This window comes from Riemerella anatipestifer ATCC 11845 = DSM 15868, assembly GCF_000252855.1.
GTDB lineage: Bacteria > Bacteroidota > Bacteroidia > Flavobacteriales > Weeksellaceae > Riemerella > Riemerella anatipestifera.
Genome location: NC_017045.1, coordinates 725,357 through 742,369 on the forward strand (window position 1 = coordinate 725,357; position 17,013 = coordinate 742,369).

At 35.2% G+C, this 17,013-nt stretch carries 21 protein-coding genes and 1 tRNA gene; 11 read left to right on the forward strand and 11 right to left on the reverse strand.

Features of this window, described 5'->3' with window-relative positions:
* Positions 1-11: 11 nt before the first annotated feature.
* The 4 genes from cmk to panD are packed head-to-tail and all read right to left on the reverse strand — an operon-like array spanning position 12 to position 3,104.
* Positions 12-683: a (d)CMP kinase gene (cmk, locus tag RA0C_RS03570; RefSeq protein WP_004920262.1), complete on the reverse strand. Its 672-nt coding sequence runs from the start codon at positions 681-683 to the stop codon at positions 12-14.
* 21 nt (positions 684-704) lie between these two features.
* Positions 705-1,700, reverse strand: a complete 996-nt coding sequence (gene porQ, locus RA0C_RS03575; protein WP_004920266.1) for a type IX secretion system protein PorQ — start codon at positions 1,698-1,700, stop codon at positions 705-707.
* A gap of 12 nt (positions 1,701-1,712) precedes the next feature.
* Complete coding sequence (locus RA0C_RS03580) at positions 1,713-2,753, reverse strand: lysylphosphatidylglycerol synthase transmembrane domain-containing protein (protein ID WP_004920269.1); 1,041 nt, start codon at positions 2,751-2,753, stop codon at positions 1,713-1,715.
* Positions 2,754-3,104, reverse strand: a complete 351-nt coding sequence (gene panD / locus RA0C_RS03585; RefSeq protein ID WP_004920272.1) for an aspartate 1-decarboxylase — start codon at positions 3,102-3,104, stop codon at positions 2,754-2,756.
* Positions 3,105-3,400: 296 nt separating this feature from the next.
* Here panD and RA0C_RS03590 point away from each other — a divergent pair, with 296 nt between their 5' ends.
* Positions 3,401-3,691 (forward strand): HU family DNA-binding protein, encoded by a 291-nt coding sequence (locus tag RA0C_RS03590; protein ID WP_013446831.1) that lies wholly within the window; start codon positions 3,401-3,403, stop codon positions 3,689-3,691.
* Between the two features lie 136 nt (positions 3,692-3,827).
* Here the strand turns inward: RA0C_RS03590 and RA0C_RS03595 are convergent, their stop codons facing one another.
* The gene (locus RA0C_RS03595; RefSeq protein ID WP_004920277.1) at positions 3,828-4,904 is read right to left on the reverse strand and encodes a DUF2891 domain-containing protein; all 1,077 of its coding nucleotides are present in this window, start codon (positions 4,902-4,904) and stop codon (positions 3,828-3,830) included.
* Positions 4,905-4,971: 67 nt separating this feature from the next.
* Positions 4,972-5,616: a pyridoxamine 5'-phosphate oxidase gene (gene pdxH, locus RA0C_RS03600; RefSeq protein WP_004920279.1), complete on the reverse strand. Its 645-nt coding sequence runs from the start codon at positions 5,614-5,616 to the stop codon at positions 4,972-4,974.
* A gap of 22 nt (positions 5,617-5,638) precedes the next feature.
* Here pdxH and RA0C_RS03605 point away from each other — a divergent pair, with 22 nt between their 5' ends.
* From RA0C_RS03605 to RA0C_RS03635, 7 genes are all read left to right on the forward strand, one after another.
* Positions 5,639-6,187, forward strand: a complete 549-nt coding sequence (locus RA0C_RS03605) for a YqgE/AlgH family protein (RefSeq protein WP_004920282.1) — start codon at positions 5,639-5,641, stop codon at positions 6,185-6,187.
* Positions 6,188-6,276: 89 nt separating this feature from the next.
* Positions 6,277-7,719, forward strand: a complete 1,443-nt coding sequence (locus tag RA0C_RS03610; RefSeq protein ID WP_004920285.1) for an aminoacyl-histidine dipeptidase — start codon at positions 6,277-6,279, stop codon at positions 7,717-7,719.
* 81 nt (positions 7,720-7,800) lie between these two features.
* The gene (locus RA0C_RS03615; protein WP_013446832.1) at positions 7,801-8,727 is read left to right on the forward strand and encodes an endonuclease/exonuclease/phosphatase family protein; all 927 of its coding nucleotides are present in this window, start codon (positions 7,801-7,803) and stop codon (positions 8,725-8,727) included.
* Between the two features lie 41 nt (positions 8,728-8,768).
* Complete coding sequence (aroC, locus tag RA0C_RS03620) at positions 8,769-9,833, forward strand: chorismate synthase (RefSeq protein ID WP_004920290.1); 1,065 nt, start codon at positions 8,769-8,771, stop codon at positions 9,831-9,833.
* Positions 9,834-9,835: 2 nt separating this feature from the next.
* Entirely contained in the window at positions 9,836-10,399 is a 564-nt protein-coding gene (locus RA0C_RS03625) for a thioredoxin family protein (protein ID WP_004920292.1), read from the forward strand.
* Between the two features lie 21 nt (positions 10,400-10,420).
* Positions 10,421-10,978 (forward strand): TlpA family protein disulfide reductase, encoded by a 558-nt coding sequence (locus RA0C_RS03630; RefSeq protein ID WP_014411241.1) that lies wholly within the window; start codon positions 10,421-10,423, stop codon positions 10,976-10,978.
* Between the two features lie 55 nt (positions 10,979-11,033).
* The gene (locus RA0C_RS03635) at positions 11,034-11,360 is read left to right on the forward strand and encodes a YkvA family protein (protein ID WP_004920296.1); all 327 of its coding nucleotides are present in this window, start codon (positions 11,034-11,036) and stop codon (positions 11,358-11,360) included.
* An 80-nt stretch (positions 11,361-11,440) separates the two neighbouring features.
* On the opposite strand, the gene RA0C_RS03640 is transcribed toward RA0C_RS03635, so the two are convergent.
* The 5 genes from RA0C_RS03640 to RA0C_RS03660 form a co-directional block, all read right to left on the reverse strand.
* A complete protein-coding gene (locus RA0C_RS03640) occupies positions 11,441-11,743 on the reverse strand; it encodes an Imm32 family immunity protein (RefSeq protein WP_004920300.1) in 303 nt (100 codons plus the stop codon).
* 36 nt (positions 11,744-11,779) lie between these two features.
* Positions 11,780-12,313, reverse strand: coding sequence for a hypothetical protein (locus RA0C_RS03645; RefSeq protein ID WP_004920301.1), 534 nt, complete (start codon positions 12,311-12,313; stop codon positions 11,780-11,782).
* 22 nt (positions 12,314-12,335) lie between these two features.
* Entirely contained in the window at positions 12,336-13,208 is an 873-nt protein-coding gene (gene lipA, locus RA0C_RS03650) for a lipoyl synthase (RefSeq protein WP_004920305.1), read from the reverse strand.
* Complete coding sequence (locus RA0C_RS03655; RefSeq protein WP_013446834.1) at positions 13,198-13,755, reverse strand: RNA polymerase sigma factor; 558 nt, start codon at positions 13,753-13,755, stop codon at positions 13,198-13,200. Before RA0C_RS03655 ends, lipA begins: the two co-directional genes overlap by 11 nt.
* A 155-nt stretch (positions 13,756-13,910) precedes the next feature.
* Positions 13,911-13,984: transfer RNA gene (locus RA0C_RS03660), tRNA-Ile, on the reverse strand.
* Between the two features lie 266 nt (positions 13,985-14,250).
* Between RA0C_RS03660 and rbfA the strand changes: the two genes are divergently transcribed.
* Genes rbfA through RA0C_RS03675 form a run of 3 tightly spaced genes read left to right on the forward strand, consistent with a single transcriptional unit; the run spans position 14,251 to position 16,916 of the window.
* Positions 14,251-14,610: a 30S ribosome-binding factor RbfA gene (rbfA, locus tag RA0C_RS03665; protein WP_004920310.1), complete on the forward strand. Its 360-nt coding sequence runs from the start codon at positions 14,251-14,253 to the stop codon at positions 14,608-14,610.
* Between the two features lie 12 nt (positions 14,611-14,622).
* Positions 14,623-15,825 (forward strand): ABC transporter permease, encoded by a 1,203-nt coding sequence (locus RA0C_RS03670; RefSeq protein ID WP_004920313.1) that lies wholly within the window; start codon positions 14,623-14,625, stop codon positions 15,823-15,825.
* Positions 15,826-15,866: 41 nt separating this feature from the next.
* Positions 15,867-16,916 (forward strand): endonuclease, encoded by a 1,050-nt coding sequence (locus RA0C_RS03675; RefSeq protein WP_004920317.1) that lies wholly within the window; start codon positions 15,867-15,869, stop codon positions 16,914-16,916.
* The last annotated feature ends 97 nt before the right edge of the window (positions 16,917-17,013 follow it).

Here is a 17,013-nt window from a genome sequence, read left to right on the forward strand (position 1 = left end):
ACCTCTCTTTTTTATTTTTTAATATAGCTTAAGATAGCTTCTATCGTTTGCTCCTTGTCTAAATTGGTATTGTCTATACAAATAGCATCTTCCGTTTGGATTAAAGGAGCCACTGCCCTCTCCGAATCTTTTTTATCTCGTTCAATAAGGTTAGTTCTCACTTCGTCCATTGTAGTTTCTGTACCAGAAGCCTTTAGTTCTAGAAACCTTCGTTTAGTTCTTTCTTCAACACTCGCCGTGAGGAAAAACTTATAATCAGCATTCGGAAGTACCACACTACCTATGTCCCTACCGTCCATTACCACGCCCCCGTTAGCCGCAATGTCCCTTTGGGTTTGTAACAGAAAATTTCTTACTTCGGGCATTTTAGCAACATCACTCACTTTTTGATTCACCTCCATAGAGCGAATTTTCTCTGCCACATTCTCCCCATTAAGGAAAAGAGATAACTGATGCTGTTCTTCCTTAAATTCTAAATGAATATTAGGCAACTGCTCCACCAACGCCTCAGTATTAAACCCATCAGAGGAAGGACAGTTCTGAAGGGCAAAATAAGTAATGGCTCTATACAAAGCCCCTGTATCTAAATGGATAATCCCCAATCTTTTGGCTATCTCTTTGGAAATAGAACTTTTCCCTGTGGAAGAATAGCCATCTATAGCGATTACGGGTAATTTTGTCATCATAGTTGTTTTTAATTTTTATTATCTTCTGTAGCCACTTAATTCTACTAAATCCAACGAAACGCCCAACAAATTAAAGTTAGACGCATTGTGATAACGACTATGGGTATAATCAAAACGGAAGTAAGACACCTTTAATCCAAATCCAAAAGATAATCCTGTGAAACTCCTTTGTTCCTCTATACTTAACTCATTCCCTCGTTTCACATTATACCCCAAACGAAGGTTAAAACTTTGTTCAGGAAACAGCTCTGCTCCAAACGAAAAGTGGTCAAACAATTTCCTCGTCCATCTAGTTTCTTGTCCGTTTCTGTTATAATCTTGAGAAATATTCCATTTTTGTAGATTTTGTGCAGTAATAGTAAATGCTAAAGGAAATTCGTCTAGTTGTTTGGTATAGCCTAAATCTATCCTCAATGGCAACTTTTCCCTAACCCCATTATAAGTCTTGAATTGATAGCCAAAATTTCTTATGACTAGACCCACGGTTTCTTTAGATTTATCATTATGATAAGCCACTCCTAGACTCCCAACTACCGCCATAGAATTATAATTGTCTATTTTGGAAGTTACTAGATTAAGATTAGAGCCTATCGTCCAATTATCTTCAAACTGATAGGCATAACCCAGACCTAAAGAGGCGTCTATCGCAGAAAAATCGCCATTGATATTCCCAAACTCATCTGTTCTAGGCATATTACCATAATCCAAATACCTTACATTGGCAGAAACTAAATGCCCATATTCCAAGTCTTTAGCATAGCTCACTGTACCATAATGAGCACCAGCCAAATAGCTAGCGTAGTTTACGGATAATCTAGAATCCATCTCCACATTAAGCAACGCTGGATTAACTGCCGCCAAGTTTTGGTCGTAATCTCTTACCGAAACCGCCTCTCCTAAAACAGCTTGTCTTGCAGAAAAAGGCATATTAAGGAAGTTATAAACCGTAGTACCGTCTTGAGCCGATACCAACACATTTATAACTAATCCTAAAAATAAGAATACCTTTTTCAAAATATTAAATCATTATTTGAATGCTATTTTCTTAGCCTTCGCTAACATAGGAATTGCGATAAGCCCCATCACTAGCATAATTACCAACTGCATTGTATGAGATATAAATGCATAAGATAAACCTACCTCACCACCTTTTTCTGGCGACAACCCAAACGATAGAAACAACGCCATAAACCCTATCTTAAGTGCGAAATGGAAAGCTCCTATCCCACCACTTGCGGGAACCATCATTCCTAATGTTCCTACCACAATTATAAAGAAACCATCTGCTATACCTAAGTTAGATGTTTCGGGCAAAGCAAAACAAACCAAATATGCTGCTAGATAGTAGCATACCCAAATCCCTAAAGATAAAAGGATAAACTTCAACCTTTGCCTGATTTGAAAGATGGTCTTTAATCCGTCTATAATTCCTTTAATAAAACTTATTACTTTCTGATATATTGTAGTCTGCTGTATCTTTTCTCTAAAAAGAACTAAAAACAACGCTCCCAACATCAATAAAACTAAAGAAATAATCATACTATATGAGTTTCCTTCTTGTAGTGATTGCTGTTCTTGTTTTTGTGCCGATGCCATCTTGTAGAAAGAAAGTATAGCATCGTATTTAAACAATAGAGTCAATACTAAAAAAAGCCCCATACACACTAAATCTACCACTCTCTCTAAAATAATCGTCCCAAACGATTTATCTACGGGTACTTTTTCAACACCGTAGAGGGCAGTTGCTCTTGCCACTTCGCCACTTCTAGGAATGGTAAGGTTCATTAAATAACCAAAGGATAAAGTCCAAAGTGCATTGGCATTAGAAATAGTATATCCCATAGGTTCTAGCAGTAAATTCCAACGTATCGCTCTTACCCAATAGGCCAGCACTCCAAAAAAAGCAGCCACGGCTACCCAAAAATAATTTGCTTTAGCGAGAGATTGCTTGATGCTTTCCAAATCTAGTCCCTTTACCGCTAACCACATAAACAATCCCGCAAAACCAATAGATACAACTATGGTAAGTAATGTCTTAAACGGATTATGATTACTTTTAGCAGTCATCTAAGTAAGTAGATTCGTTTCTTCGTTGGGGAAAACGATTTTAGGTTGGAAATTCTGTGCTTCTTCTGGAGTCATCTGTGCATAAGAAATAATGATAATGATATCTCCTTTCTGCACCTTTCTCGCCGCAGGACCGTTGAGGCAAACTTCTCCAGATTTCCTCTTACCTTTAATTACATAGGTATCAAAACGCTCACCATTGTTCACATTTACAATATAAACTCTTTCACCAACTACAATACCTGCCGCTTCTATAAGCTCCTCATCTATTGTAATGCTACCCATATAGTGAAGGTCAGACTCTGTTACCTTTACTCTATGAATCTTTGATTTAAATACTTCTATTAACATGCTGCAAATTTAAACCAAATTATCAAAACAGTCTCTATTTTTAGATGTGGTATTTTTTTGTATTATTCAATTTAACAACAATTAAATTAAAAATAATTAAACCACTATAAAACAATAATTTAAAAATAAAATACAGCCTATAAAGCCTATATAAACCAAAAAATGAGTTTAAAAAATTTGGAAGAAAAAGGGTAGATTTTATCAATTTAAAATTATTTTTTGATAAAAAATTTGTAAACTTCAAAAAAACTTTTATATTTGCTATCAATAAGAACTTAACTTTTAATTATAACATTATGAACAAGTCTGAATTAATCGACGTAATGGCAAAAGATGCCGAAATTACAAAAGCTGCTGCAAAGAAAGCTCTAGAATCTTTTGTTAACGCTGTAACTGAAACTCTTAAGAAAAAAGATGGTAAAGTTTCTTTAGTTGGTTTTGGAACTTTTTCTGTAGCTGAAAGAGCTGCTAGACAAGGTATCAACCCTGCAACTAAAAAGGCTATTAAAATCCCTGCTAAAAAAGTAGCTAAATTTAAAGCTGGTTCTGAGCTTGCTGATGCTGTAGCAGGTGCTAAGAAAAAATAATTTATTTCATCAAAGAAATAATAGGTCGCTTTTGTTTTACAGAAGCGACTTTTATTTTGTAACAAAATTTTCACCATATAAAAAAAGCCTCTCAAAATATGAAAAGGCTTTTTGAGATATTATATAAATCTAGTTTCTATTCCTCCATAGCCATTAAAGCAAAAGACGCTAGCCAGTGGTCACCACCGTAATCACTTTCAAAAATCAGGGGCAATCCGTTAGATAACAATTCTTTAGAAGCTACTTTAAATTTCTCTTTTAAAGGGTGGTTCTTCGGAAGTGCTTTAGAAATACGCTTCATACACCATGATTTAGAAAACGAAAGCCCTACTAAATGTACAATTTGGTAATCTTTAACATCACTAATAATAGGAGCTTTTATAATGTTATCTACCCCTCTTCTATCAAAAAATTGACCAAGCCACTTTACATATTCCTTTTGAGGTAAAATTCTAGACATCAATGCTGCTGTTTCTAAACTTGGAGAGAAAAAATCCGAGCCATTAGGTTCTAAATGAGCTGGAATTAAACGGTCTTCCAAAAAAAATTGCTTGGACTTTTGTATCAATTCTTGTTCAAAAATGCTATTGTTTGTTGCTCTAGCCCAATCAATCGCAAAACCTAGAGCAAACGCCGTGTTAGGGTGCGTCCCTACTCTATTAGGATAAGTTTGTTTCGGGAGATAATCTTTCCAAAGAGAGACTATTTTTCGTGTTAATGGTTGTAATTTCTCGTGCCATTGTTTCCCTAGAGGGCTATCCCACGTGGCTAATTCTTGGTCTAATTTAAGTAGCCACGCCCAACCATAAGTCCTTTCAAATACATTAGAGCCTTTATATTTATTAAAATAATTCGCCTCTGCTTCTATCTTTTCTAAATTGAAAGATTCATCTAATATTTTCACAATTTCCTGATAATTAGAAACATTAGATCTTGTTTTAATGAGTTTCACTAACATCCAATGCCCGTGAACACTACTATGCCAATCTAAACAACCATAAAATACAGGGTGTAATTGGCGAGGCGTTAAAGCAACATCTTGCTCTCCATTTATCATATGTCCTGTTTTATTAGGATACTCACAACGAATACAATGCAATGGTAAATTAGATAGCTTAACCAATATTTCGTCCGAGTTTTTTTGAGTTTCCTGTGCTAACGCATTTCCAAAAAGACCGAAAGCTAGTGCTAAAGAAAACAATTTATATTTCATAAAATTGAGTTTTGATTATACTTAACAGTGCCAAATCTACACTATTTTGATTGGATTCTCAAAATTTTTAAGGTGCTAATCTAACTATTTGCCAATCAAAATCATCAGTTAATTTATAGACTATTCTATCGTGTAACCTGTTGGGTCTTCCTTGCCAAAACTCTATTTCGTAAGGCTTTGCCAAGTAGCCACCCCAGTTTTCGGGTCTTGGGATTTCCTTTCCTTCTAGTTCTTTTTCTAGTAATTGAAGTTTATTTTCTAGAAAATTTCTATCAGGTATCACTTGACTTTGTGGCGATACTACCGCTCCCAACTGGCTCCCTCTAGGACGAGAATGGAAGTAACCATCACTTAAATTTTTCGCCAAGCGTTCTATATTGGCTTTAATTATAATCTGACGCTCCAGCGGTGGATAAAAGAAGTGTAAACACGCCTTATGATGCTCCTCTATGGCTTTCCCTTTTTGGCTATCATAGTTGGTGTAAAAAATAAAACCTTCCCAAGTGTACGCCTTTAACAGTACCATTCTCGTTCTAGGACAACCGTCTTTATCTATGGTAGAAATACTCATAGCATTAGCCTCAGCAATGGCAGGGTGTTCCTCAGCATCAGAAAACCAATCTCTAAACTGCTCTATTGGGTTAGATTTCACTTGCTCTTCTAACAAAGCACCTTTATCATAAACTTTTCTTTTATCGTGCAGATTTTCCATAAATTTTATTTACTTTTGGGTTATGAATCGGTCTTACAAAGGTAAAATTTTAATTTCTACTCCTGATGTTTCTGGGGATATATTTTCTCGTTCGGTCGTTTTAATCATCAATCACGACGAGGAAGGAGCGTTTGGACTTATCCTCAACAAGAAAAACCCCGTGTTAAGTCATCATTTTCAAAAATCCTTATCACCAAATTTAGAAGTTTATTCAGGTGGTCCTGTGGGTACTACTCAAATGTTTTTTATTATTAAAGGAAACGAGCCTGCTCTAGACGCCGAAAAGATTGCAAAAGGCTACACCTTTACAGAAAACGCCTCCAAAGTCATCGGTGCAATAATGATGGGAACCCTTGCTCCTGAAGATATAAAGATATTTTACGGTTATTCTGGTTGGGGAGCTATGCAATTGGACACAGAAATAAAGAATAGATATTGGATTCCCGTAGAAAACTATGAGGTAGATTTAACTGCAAGTTTCAGCCACACTCTTTGGAAGAATATTATGGAGAACTTGGGAGGGCTTCATCTAATTTGGGCAAACACGCCCGAAGATGTTTCCCTGAACTAATCGTTTAGTATCATCTCATTTCAACTAGAACATCTAGACATCAGCGGATTTTTTGTAACTTTGGAAAAATAAAAAAAGATATATCAATTATGAGTTTATCACAAATAGAACCACAAATAATTTGGAAAAATTTCTCTGCTCTTAATGCAGTTCCTAGACCTTCTAAAAAGGAAGAAAGGGTTATAAATTTCATCAAAAGTTTTGGAGAAAACTTAGGCTTAGAAACTTCTGTAGATAAAACAGGAAACGTCATCATTAGAAAACCTGCTACACAAGGTATGGAGAACAGACAGCCTATTATACTCCAATCTCACCTAGATATGGTTTGCCAAAAAAATAACGATGTTAATTTTGATTTTGACAACCAAGGGATTGAAATGTATGTAGATGGTGATTGGGTAAGAGCCAAAGGCACGACTCTAGGAGCAGATAATGGACTAGGTGTTGCAGCAATGATGAGTATCCTCGAAAGTACAGATATTGCCCACCCTGCATTAGAAGCTCTATTTACAATAGATGAAGAAACAGGTATGACTGGAGCGTTTGGGCTAGAACCTAACATTCTGAATGGAGAGATTCTCCTCAACCTAGATACGGAGGAAGACGATGAGATTGACATAGGCTGCGCTGGAGGGATAGATGTTACCGCCACTCAAAAATACAATACTCAAAAAGTAACAGAAAACGGCTTCAGAATTACCGTAAAAGGGCTGAAAGGTGGACATTCTGGAATGGATATACACAAAGGTTTAGGTAACGCCAACAAGATTTTGGCAAGATTCTTAATGTTAGCCGTTAATAACGAACCTAGATTAGTAAGTATAGACGCAGGAAGCCTTAGAAATGCTATCCCAAGAGAAGGCAGCGTGTCTGTTTTAGTCGCTAATAAAGAGGCATTTTCTACTGAATTTGAGGTTTTAAAATCTGAAATCTTAGAGGAATTTGCTACACTAGAAAAAGATTTAAACATCAGTATAGAATCTTGTGATATAGAAGGTAACGCTCTAAGCGTAGAAGATAGCACTAATGTCATTTTAGCCCTTAATGCTGCTCACAATGGCGTTTATCGTATGTCTCCAGACGTAGAAGATTTGGTGGAAGCTTCTAATAATATCGCTAGAGTAGAACTCAAAGATGGAGCTTTACAAATCCTCAACCTTTCTCGCTCATCTGTGGAATCTAGCAAATTAGCAGTAGCTAACCAACTCCGAGCAAGTTTTGAACTGGCAGGAATGGAAGTAAAATTCAGTGGTTCATATCCTGGATGGAAGCCAAAGCCAGGAGCGGAAATCATTAAAGTAATGGAAGAAATCTACCAAAGAGAATTTAATTCTAAACCTAATGTAGTGGCTTGCCACGCTGGTCTAGAGTGCGGAATTATTGGTGCTAATTACCCTAAAATGGAAATGGTAAGTTTTGGACCAACCATCAAAGGGGCTCACTCTCCTGATGAAAGAGCAAGCATTTCTTCAACACAGAAGTTTTGGAAGTTTCTGAAAGAAATTTTAGCCAATATCCCAGAAAAGAAATAATCAAACTAAAAAAGCTCTCGATGATTTGAGGGCTTTTTTAAACTTTTCACTTAGTCATAAGACCACTAAAGTCTTTAAATAATGAACACAAAAAAAGAAATTGTTGCTTTTTATAATGTGGAAAATTTTTTTCCACCACACACACCATATTTACCTCATTGGGATAATTACAAATACCACAACAAACTCCATAAAACAGCACACATTTTTGAACTTATAAATCAATACCACAACACACTTCCTATATTAGTGGGACTAGCCGAAATAGGAAATAAAACAGTGCTAGAAGACTTATTAGCGAAACCTGTTTTTGGTGGAAACTATCACTATCTGCACTACGAATCTCCTGACGAAAGAGGCATAGATGTCGCTCTTCTTTACGATAAAAACAAAATCACGGTGAAGCACTCTGAACCCATCAGGTTTAAGTTTGAAATGAAAAACGAACAAGGAGAACTTTATGAAGACACCACCAGAGATGTTCTACATTCTGTATTAGAATATAACGGAGAAACATTCCATTGTTTTGTAATGCATCTACCTTCCAAAAGAGAGCAAGACATTAACCTCCCTAAACGAAATGAAATTTTAGAAAACATCAACGCTTTGATAGAAAACATCATCATCAAAGATAAAGAAGCGGTACTCGTATTGGGAGATTTTAATGAAAACCCTAACGAAGACAACCTCATTCAGTTTACTTACCACGAGGGTATTTTAGAGCTATTACACAATCCGTTTTCGGCATTGTATTATTTAGGGGACTACTCCACTTACCACAAAAAAGAAGGATTGCTATTTGACCAAATTATGTTTTCAAGAGATTTTTTTCAAACTTCCTTCGGACTAACCTATAAAAAAGCGGAAGTATTTAACCCAACCGAGATAAAAAACTGGGATAAAATGAAAAACAGACCTTTCAGAACCTACTCTGGAACGAGGTATTTGGGTGGTTATAGCGACCATTTTCCTGTATTAGTAGAGTTTGAATCTTTAGCCAAAGGATAAATATCCTTAATTATAACCTCATAAAATATTAACTTTGCAATATGCATAATCAATTAGGTAATTTTCTTTCTTTGAATACCTTTGGAGAAAGTCACGGTTTAGCTTACGGAGGCATCATCACCAATTTTCCTGCGGGGATAGAAGTAGATTTAGACGCCGTACAGAAAGAATTAGACAGAAGAAAACCTGGGCAGTCTGCCATTGTAACCCAAAGAAAGGAAAGCGATACGGTGAAATTTCTGTCTGGTATTTTTGAAGGTAAAACCACAGGCACTCCAATAGGCTTTATTATAGAAAATGAAAATCAAAAAAGTAAAGATTACGACCACTTAGCGGTAGCTTATCGCCCTAGCCACGCCGATTTTACCTACGACCAAAAATTCGGACATAGAGACCACCGTGGCGGAGGCAAATCCTCGGCTAGAGAAACCATCAATTGGGTAGCCGCTGGAGCTTTAGCAAAAAACATTCTCCCTAAAGAGGTGGAAATACACGCCTATGTGTCTTCTGTAGGAAATATCTTTTGCGAAAAACCTTATCAAGATTTGGATTTTTCTAAAACAGAAAGCAACGAAATCCGTTGCCCAGACGAGAATGTCGCAAAGAAAATGATTGACCGAATTAAAGAGATTAAAAAAGAAGGCAACACTATAGGAGGCACCATTACTTGCGTAATTAAAAATCTACCTGTAGGCATAGGCGAACCTGTGTTTGGCAAACTTCAGGCAGAACTTGCTAAGGCGATGCTCAACATCAATGCAGCTAAGGGCTTTGAGTATGGCAGTGGATTTTGCGGAGCTGCTATGACGGGTAAAGAACACAACGATTTATTTAACACTGATTTTTCTACCAAAACCAATCTATCAGGTGGCATACAGGGCGGTATTTCCAACGGAATGGATATTTATTTCCGTGTGGCTTTTAAACCTGTAGCAACTATTTTAAGACCGCAAGAAAGCGTGGATAAACTAGGCAATAAAGTAACGGTGGAAGGCAAAGGCAGACACGACCCTTGCGTACTTCCTCGTGCAGTACCTGTGGTAGAAAATCTTACCGCTTTTGTACTTGCCGATTTATTTTTAATTAACCAAATAAGAAGACGGTAGTTATGAAAAACTATTGGGACAAAGCCGTTTCTTTTGAGGCTTATTTAGAAGAAACTCACCACAGAATAGACCACCCCAAAACAGAAGAAGAGGCAGAGAAAAAGCCTTACTACGAACTGGGACTCCAAAGAATGAACCGTATGCTAAAGGTATTTAAGCCTACGGACGAAGATTTCAAAACTTTGGAAGCTAAGAAATTCAATGGTAAAATACTCATTATTTCGGAGCCTTGGTGTGGAGATGCCAGTCAGCTCGTGCCTGTATTGGCTCGTTTTTTTGAAGGCAGAAACGATGTAAGACTATTTTATAGAGATTCTGACACTTCTCTTATCGACCAATTTTTAACCAACGGAGGTAGGTCTATCCCAAAAGTCTTAATTTTAGATGAAAACTTTAATGTGATTAAAACTTGGGGACCTCGACCTAAATACGGTGTAGAGCTGTTTGAAAAGTTTAAAGCCTCTTCTGAAACTTATTCTAAAGAGGAGTTCTACAACGATTTACAAGTCTACTATGCCAAAAACAAAGGTAAAGATACCCTAAACGAAATTTTAGAACTACTGTAATTTAATCAAATACTACTTACTATGAATTTTCTAAAAAAGAATTTCATTTTCTTACTGCTCACCGCCTTGCTATTGTCGGTATTTTTATTTTCTAAATTCGGAGATTTTGTGAGGAGTCAGCTTCTTATGAACCCAGCCATAGAAAAGCTAGACAATGCTTTACTCATCACTGATGAAGAGTTTGACATTAGTCTAAAAGGTGTAAATGTACCTGATACCAATCTAAAAAACTTTAAAGGTAAAACGCTATTTCTTAACTTTTGGGGGAGCTGGTGCCCGCCTTGCCGTGCAGAGTGGGGTTCTATCCAAAAACTCTACGATAAACAAAACGACAAAATGAGTTTTGTACTTATCGCTATGCAAGACGACGAGGAAAAAGTGAAGCAATTTCTAGCAGATAACCACTATACCGCCCCTGTCTATATTGCCCAAAGCCCTATTTTGGACAAGCTACTGCCCAAATCCTTCCCTACCACTTTTATTATAGACAAAACGGGGAGAATTGTAGAAAAGGACGATACCGCCAACGATTGGAACTCTGCCAATGTACACCAACTGGTAGAAACAATAGCCAAATAATATTTTGGAACGGATTTTGAGTATTCTGCTCCCGAATTATTTAATCATATAAAAAATGAAATCTAGATTAAAGTTTTTAGGATTGGCTTTGTTTCAGCATAAAGGGCTTTTAAGAAGAATGCCCGAGCTTTTACGAATGATAAAAGCCATCATTAGCAAACAGTATAAACCTTCGGTTAAGAACGTTTTACTCCCTGCCATAGCCTTAGTTTATATTATTTCGCCTATAGACATTTTACCAGATTTTATACCTGCTATTGGTGTTGTGGACGACATGGGTATTTTGGCATTGGTGCTTCCGCTCCTAATGAAAGAGCTCAACCAATTCTCCGAATGGGAGGCAAATAAAAAAATGATAAAAACAATAGTTATAGAAAACTAGAAACTACACATATTTATAAAACGTAAAAGGTGAAAGCTAACGCTTCACCTTTTTTAATTTTAAAAACGAATTCCAAATTTTTAGTGTTTTTTCTTTGGGATGAATCTTTCATAAAAATCCCCACTTCCCTTCGCATCAAGTCTGCCAACTATAACATTGGTAGAGCTTTTAGATAAATCTACATTTGGTATAAGACGATAATGCTCCCGAGCTCCGACAGGTAGAGATACATCATCTATCTCACTTTGATTTAGTTCAGCAAGTTGTAGAAGAACTTTGGCGAACGACTTTAATCCTTTTGGAGTTCCATGAATTAAAACTTCATTAGCCTCTTTATCAATAAATATATCTAGTTCTCCTTGTATTTGAGTTTGTTTTTCCATTAGGATTTAACTATTTGTATTCTGTTAGTTTAAATCTTACCTCCATTCTTCTCTCAATTTTTGCCACTCTCTCCAAAACGCTAAATATCCTTTTTTCTCCAAATCATCAGCTGGGATTATCTTTGGTAAACTTGATTTATAAAAATCTTCAACTTTATCTGCAAAGTTCAAAACTAATTCTTTATACCTTTCTCTATCAATTATAGCTTCTTCACCATTATCTGTGATATGCTTAACTTTAACATCATCAGTGTGAATGATAGTCCAATCAATTCCATTTGGACACCCTATGATTGAAACTCTCTCATTATCTGTATCAGCTACAAAAAAATGTCCACAACAAGGAAGCAATTGACTAGCAAAATCATCTTTTTTATAATTATTTTTAAGAGTTCTTAACAGATATAATGCTGTGGTGCTAACAGCTACTTCTAAATCATCTTTATTCGCAACCACTTCGTTTCCTATTTTCACAAATACATATCCGTGAGCGCAAAGGTCTGTAGGGTCGTCAGTATTGTTTATCCAATGAAGGTCTAATAACTCTAGTTCAAAATTATTGTTTGACATTTTTTTTAGAGCGATATAAATCTTAATGGATATGCTTTTCTGCATGGTAAGAACTTCTTACAAGTGGAGAACTTTCCACATGGCGAAATCCTAGACTCTTTGCAAACACGCCATACTCTTCAAACTCTTCTGGAGTGATAAATCTTTTTACAGGTAAATGTTTTTTTGTGGGTTGTAAATACTGTCCAAGTGTGATAACATCTACATTGGCATTTCTAATATCCTCAATAGTTTGGAAAACTTCATCTTTCTCTTCCCCTAAACCTAGCATTATCCCTGTTTTGGTACGGCGTTGTCCTGCTTCTTTCAGATATCTTAAAACTTCTAAGCTTCTTTCATATTTTGCCTGTATCCTTACTTCTCTGGTAAGTCTTTTTACCGTTTCCATATTGTGTGAAACTACTTCTGGAGCTACCTCTACTATACGGTCGATATGCTTTGTAATTCCTTGGAAGTCTGGGATAAGAGTTTCCATTGTAGTAGTTGGTGAAATCCTACGAACGGCATTTACCGTCTCAGCCCATAAAATAGACCCCATATCTTTCAAATCATCTCTATCTACAGAAGTAAGTACAGCGTGTTTTATTTTCATAAGTTTTATAGAACGAGCTACTTTCTCTGGTTCGTCCCAGTTAACATCTAAAGGCTTCCCTGTTTTAACTCCACAAAAACCACAGCTTCTAGTACAGATATTTCCTAAAATCATAAAAGTGGCAGTACCTTCTCCCCAACATTCACCCATATTAGGACAAGAACCACTCTGGCAAATAGTATTGAGTTTATATTTGTCTACAAGAGTTCTTAACTCACGGTAGTTTTTACCTGTGGGAAGCTTTACTCTTATCCATTTTGGTTTTTGCGTTACAGTATTGTTTTCTTGTATATTATTTTCCATTGATGTTGTTTTTGAGTAGTTCTTTTAATACTTTTTTAGCCCTCATTATTCTCACTTTAGTATTAGAAACCGAAATATTCAATATATCCGAAACTTCTTTAATACTCTTTTCTTCAAAAAATCTTAGATTGATAATTTCTTGATAATTAGCCTCTAAAGTTTCTATAGCTTTAACAATTTCTTTATCTTCTTCTTCTGAAATCATCAATTCTTCGGGAGATTTAGCCAAGGTATTTCTAAACTCTTCCATATATTCTGTTGGTGTTTCACTCTCTCTACTTTTTTTTCTCCAATAGTCTATTATGGTATTTTGAGCTATGGTAAGTACCCAAGTTTTAAATTGAAAATTAGGGTCGTAAAGGTCTATTTTTGACAACACTTTAGAGAATACATTTACTGTAATTTCGTCGGCTTCGGTTTCATTCTTCACTTTCTTCATCACAAAGGAAAACACACTTACCCAAAACTTATTGATAAGCCTTGTTTGGGATTTTTGATCCTTATTTTTTGCTTTTTCTATAAGAACTAATAAAGCCTCTTCTTCCACTGTACTGAAAATATCGCACAAATATAAAGAACAAATAGCCAATAAAAAAGAGTCTCCTAAGTTTTACCGAAATTAAAAAGATTTTTATAGTTTCCAAAAACTTTTAATCATATAAACAAAAAAGTTCAAACGATTTGTTTGAACTTCCAAAGTTGTGGTCCCACCTGGGCTCGAACCAGGGACCACCTGATTATGAGTCAGGTGCTCTAACCAACTGAGCTATAGGACCCATAAAATTCAGCGGTTGAATTTTGTGTTTGCAAAAATACGCTTTTTTATTTAATCTCCAAATTTTTTATTACTTTATTTAATGTATTTTTACTGAAAATCTATAAGTATAGTAAGTAATGGATATATAATTATTTTATTATCAGTTTTTTATTTGATGCTGTAGCTAAAATAAAAATTATACATTAAGTAGCTGATTTGCTATTGTAGGTTCATTTTGGCAATTTTCCGTATATTTAAAACAAATGTACTAACTTTGCACTAGTTATGGAAAGTAATAGACAAAGAAAGATAGCTCAAATTATACAGGAAGATTTTTCCGAGCTTTTTAGAAAACAAGCGGCTGATAGTAAAGCACAATTTTTAATATCTGTTTCTGATGTAAAGGTAACAGCTGATTTAGGAATTGCTAAGATTTATCTAAGTATTTTTCCTCAGAATTATCGTGAAGCAATAATGAAAGAGATTGAAGCAAATAAATCTCAATACCGTCATTTTATAGGTAATAAAATGGCAAAGCAGGTTCGTGTAATACCTCAGTTAAGTTTTTATTTAGACACTAGTTTAGACGAAGTTGAAAGGATAGAAAAAGAACTAAAAGGCGAAGGCGATAATCCTGTACTCTAAAAAGGTAAAACATTGAAAAACACTCCTTTTTATATAGCAAAACGTTATCTATTGGCAAAAAAAGGCAGTCAAGCGGTAAGTTTTATTACTGGTTTGGCAGCTATAGCTATGATGGTAGCGGTAGCAGCTATGTTTATTATTGTGTCCGTTTTTTCAGGTTTAGAAGAGCTCAATAAGGATTTAGTAGAAGATTTACACGCCGATTTAACCATTACTAGCACTCGTGGAAAAACCTTAGAGAATATAGATAAAATTACTGATGTACTAGGACAGAATAAATCCATATCATCTTTTTCTAAAGTTATAGAAGAAAAGGTCTATCTAGACTATAATAATAATGGAGAAATAGCCTATATAAGAGGCGTAGATTCGGTTTATGCTAAGGTTAATCCTATACAGAATAGTATTTTTTTCGGAAGTTATCTTTCGTTTGACTATACCAATGATATTGTCATGGAGAATGGACTCAATTCTAGATTATCCATTCCAGTAGGTTCTGATAAAGATTATGCACAGCTTTTTATGCCTAAGCCGGGGAAAGGTATTATAAACAAAGAGTCTGATATATTTAACAAAAAAGAGGTTTTTGCAATAGGGGTTTTTAATGGTAAAGACCAACTTAATAGTTATGTCATAGCTCCTATAGAGCTGACTCAGGAACTCCTAAACCTGCCCAAAGGTACCGCTTATAGCATTGTGATTAAACTGAAAGATAGTGCTAACGCCAATGTCGTTAAAAAAGATTTAGAGGGTAAGCTTACGCATGTTAAGATAAGCACCAAAGAGGAAGAAAATGCAGCTTTTTGGAAGATGATAAACACCGAAAAATTGATGATTTATCTCATTTTCGGACTGGTGATTTTTATTACAACATTCAATTTGGCTGGAGCAATTATTATTCTTCAGTTAGATAAAAAGGAACAATCCAAGGTTTTAATTTCTTTAGGCATGACTAAGCAAAGTCTTAGAAAAATTTATTTCTATACAGGAGGTCTTGTAGTTATTTTTGGCGTTTTAGCGGGACTTATCATAGGTACTTTAATTTGTTTATTTCAAATTCAGACAGGACTATTCAAAGCAGGAGAACTATTACCTTTCCCAGTAAAGATAGAAATGAGAAACTACTTAGTAGTAATGGGTACAGCCCTATTCTTAGGACTTGGAGTATCTTATGTATTCTCAAAAATAAATAAGAGCTACTTAAGTTTTAGGTAACTTATAATTATTAACTTTGTACAAAATAAATTTAATTGATTATGAAAAACATTTATTTAATGGTAACTCTTTTAATCGGAGGACTTGGGTTAGCTCAAATCCCAAATGGTTATTATGACGGCACAGAAGGACTTTCGGGATATACTCTTAAAAGTAAGTTGAGTGAGATTATTACTAATGGACATAGAGACAGAGGGTATAACGGACTTTGGACAGCTTACGCAACCACAGACAGAGATTTATATTATGAAAATGATAATACAATTTTAGATATTTACTCTGAAAATCCTAACGGAAAAGATCCTTATTCATATAGATATAAAACTAACCAATGTGGCAATTATTCTGGAGAAGGAAGCTGTTATAATAGAGAACACATTATACCTCAAAGTTTGTTTAGTAAAGCGTCTCCTATGAGAAATGATGCTCATTTTGTAGTTCCCACAGATGGTTATGTTAATGGTAAAAGAGATAGCTATCCATTTAGTGTAGTAGGCACCGCTACTTGGACTTCTAAAAATGGCTCTAAACTAGGTAAAAATAGCACCACTGGATATAGTGGAACAGTTTTTGAACCTATAGATGAGTTTAAAGGTGATGTAGCAAGAATGATACTATACTTTGTAACGAGGTATGAAAAACGAATTCCTAGTTTCCAATCAGGCAATATATTTAATGGAACTACAACACAAGGCTTAGAGGATTGGCAACTAGATATTTTACTTACTTGGCACAACCAAGACCCTGTGAGCCAAAGGGAAATAGACAGAAATAATGCTGTTTACAATCATCAAAGTAACAGAAATCCTTTCATAGACCATCCAGAATGGGTTAATAAAATTTGGAAGACCGAACTTTCTACCAAAGAAACACATAAAAATAAAGATTTAAAAATTTATCCAAATCCAGTTACTGGAGGCAAGTTGTATCTTTCTAATTGGAAAGATTTGGATAAAATAGATATTTTCAGTATGGATGGGAAGAAAGTGAAATCAGTTAAATCTTCTAATGAAATAGATGTATCTGAGCTTCCTAAGGGTGTATATCTATTGAAAGTAGATTCAAGGACTATAAAATTCATTATTAGGTAATGTTTTTAATATATTAAAGCTACATAGTACACCACCTTATTATGTAGCTTTTGCTATTTAAGTAATAATATAAAACCTCACAATAATACCTCTTTGA

Bases quoted from the DNA above. Each gene is read 5' to 3' on its own strand.
- panD (WP_004920272.1), bottom strand. From the start codon at position 3,104: ATGTTAATAGAAGTATTTAAATCAAAGATTCATAGAGTAAAGGTAACA.
- RA0C_RS03630 (WP_014411241.1), top strand. From the start codon at position 10,421: ATGAATTTTCTAAAAAAGAATTTCATTTTCTTACTGCTCACCGCCTTG.
- RA0C_RS03590 (WP_013446831.1), top strand. From the start codon at position 3,401: ATGAACAAGTCTGAATTAATCGACGTAATGGCAAAAGATGCCGAAATT.
- lipA (WP_004920305.1), bottom strand. From the start codon at position 13,208: ATGGAAAATAATATACAAGAAAACAATACTGTAACGCAAAAACCAAAA.
- rbfA (WP_004920310.1), top strand. From the start codon at position 14,251: ATGGAAAGTAATAGACAAAGAAAGATAGCTCAAATTATACAGGAAGAT.
- RA0C_RS03640 (WP_004920300.1), bottom strand. From the start codon at position 11,743: ATGGAAAAACAAACTCAAATACAAGGAGAACTAGATATATTTATTGAT.
- RA0C_RS03675 (WP_004920317.1), top strand. From the start codon at position 15,867: ATGAAAAACATTTATTTAATGGTAACTCTTTTAATCGGAGGACTTGGG.
- RA0C_RS03635 (WP_004920296.1), top strand. From the start codon at position 11,034: ATGAAATCTAGATTAAAGTTTTTAGGATTGGCTTTGTTTCAGCATAAA.
- RA0C_RS03625 (WP_004920292.1), top strand. From the start codon at position 9,836: ATGAAAAACTATTGGGACAAAGCCGTTTCTTTTGAGGCTTATTTAGAA.
- RA0C_RS03645 (WP_004920301.1), bottom strand. From the start codon at position 12,313: ATGTCAAACAATAATTTTGAACTAGAGTTATTAGACCTTCATTGGATA.
- RA0C_RS03605 (WP_004920282.1), top strand. From the start codon at position 5,639: ATGAATCGGTCTTACAAAGGTAAAATTTTAATTTCTACTCCTGATGTT.
- RA0C_RS03580 (WP_004920269.1), bottom strand. From the start codon at position 2,753: ATGACTGCTAAAAGTAATCATAATCCGTTTAAGACATTACTTACCATA.
- RA0C_RS03615 (WP_013446832.1), top strand. From the start codon at position 7,801: ATGAACACAAAAAAAGAAATTGTTGCTTTTTATAATGTGGAAAATTTT.
- aroC (WP_004920290.1), top strand. From the start codon at position 8,769: ATGCATAATCAATTAGGTAATTTTCTTTCTTTGAATACCTTTGGAGAA.
- RA0C_RS03595 (WP_004920277.1), bottom strand. From the start codon at position 4,904: ATGAAATATAAATTGTTTTCTTTAGCACTAGCTTTCGGTCTTTTTGGA.
- cmk (WP_004920262.1), bottom strand. From the start codon at position 683: ATGACAAAATTACCCGTAATCGCTATAGATGGCTATTCTTCCACAGGG.
- RA0C_RS03610 (WP_004920285.1), top strand. From the start codon at position 6,277: ATGAGTTTATCACAAATAGAACCACAAATAATTTGGAAAAATTTCTCT.
- pdxH (WP_004920279.1), bottom strand. From the start codon at position 5,616: ATGGAAAATCTGCACGATAAAAGAAAAGTTTATGATAAAGGTGCTTTG.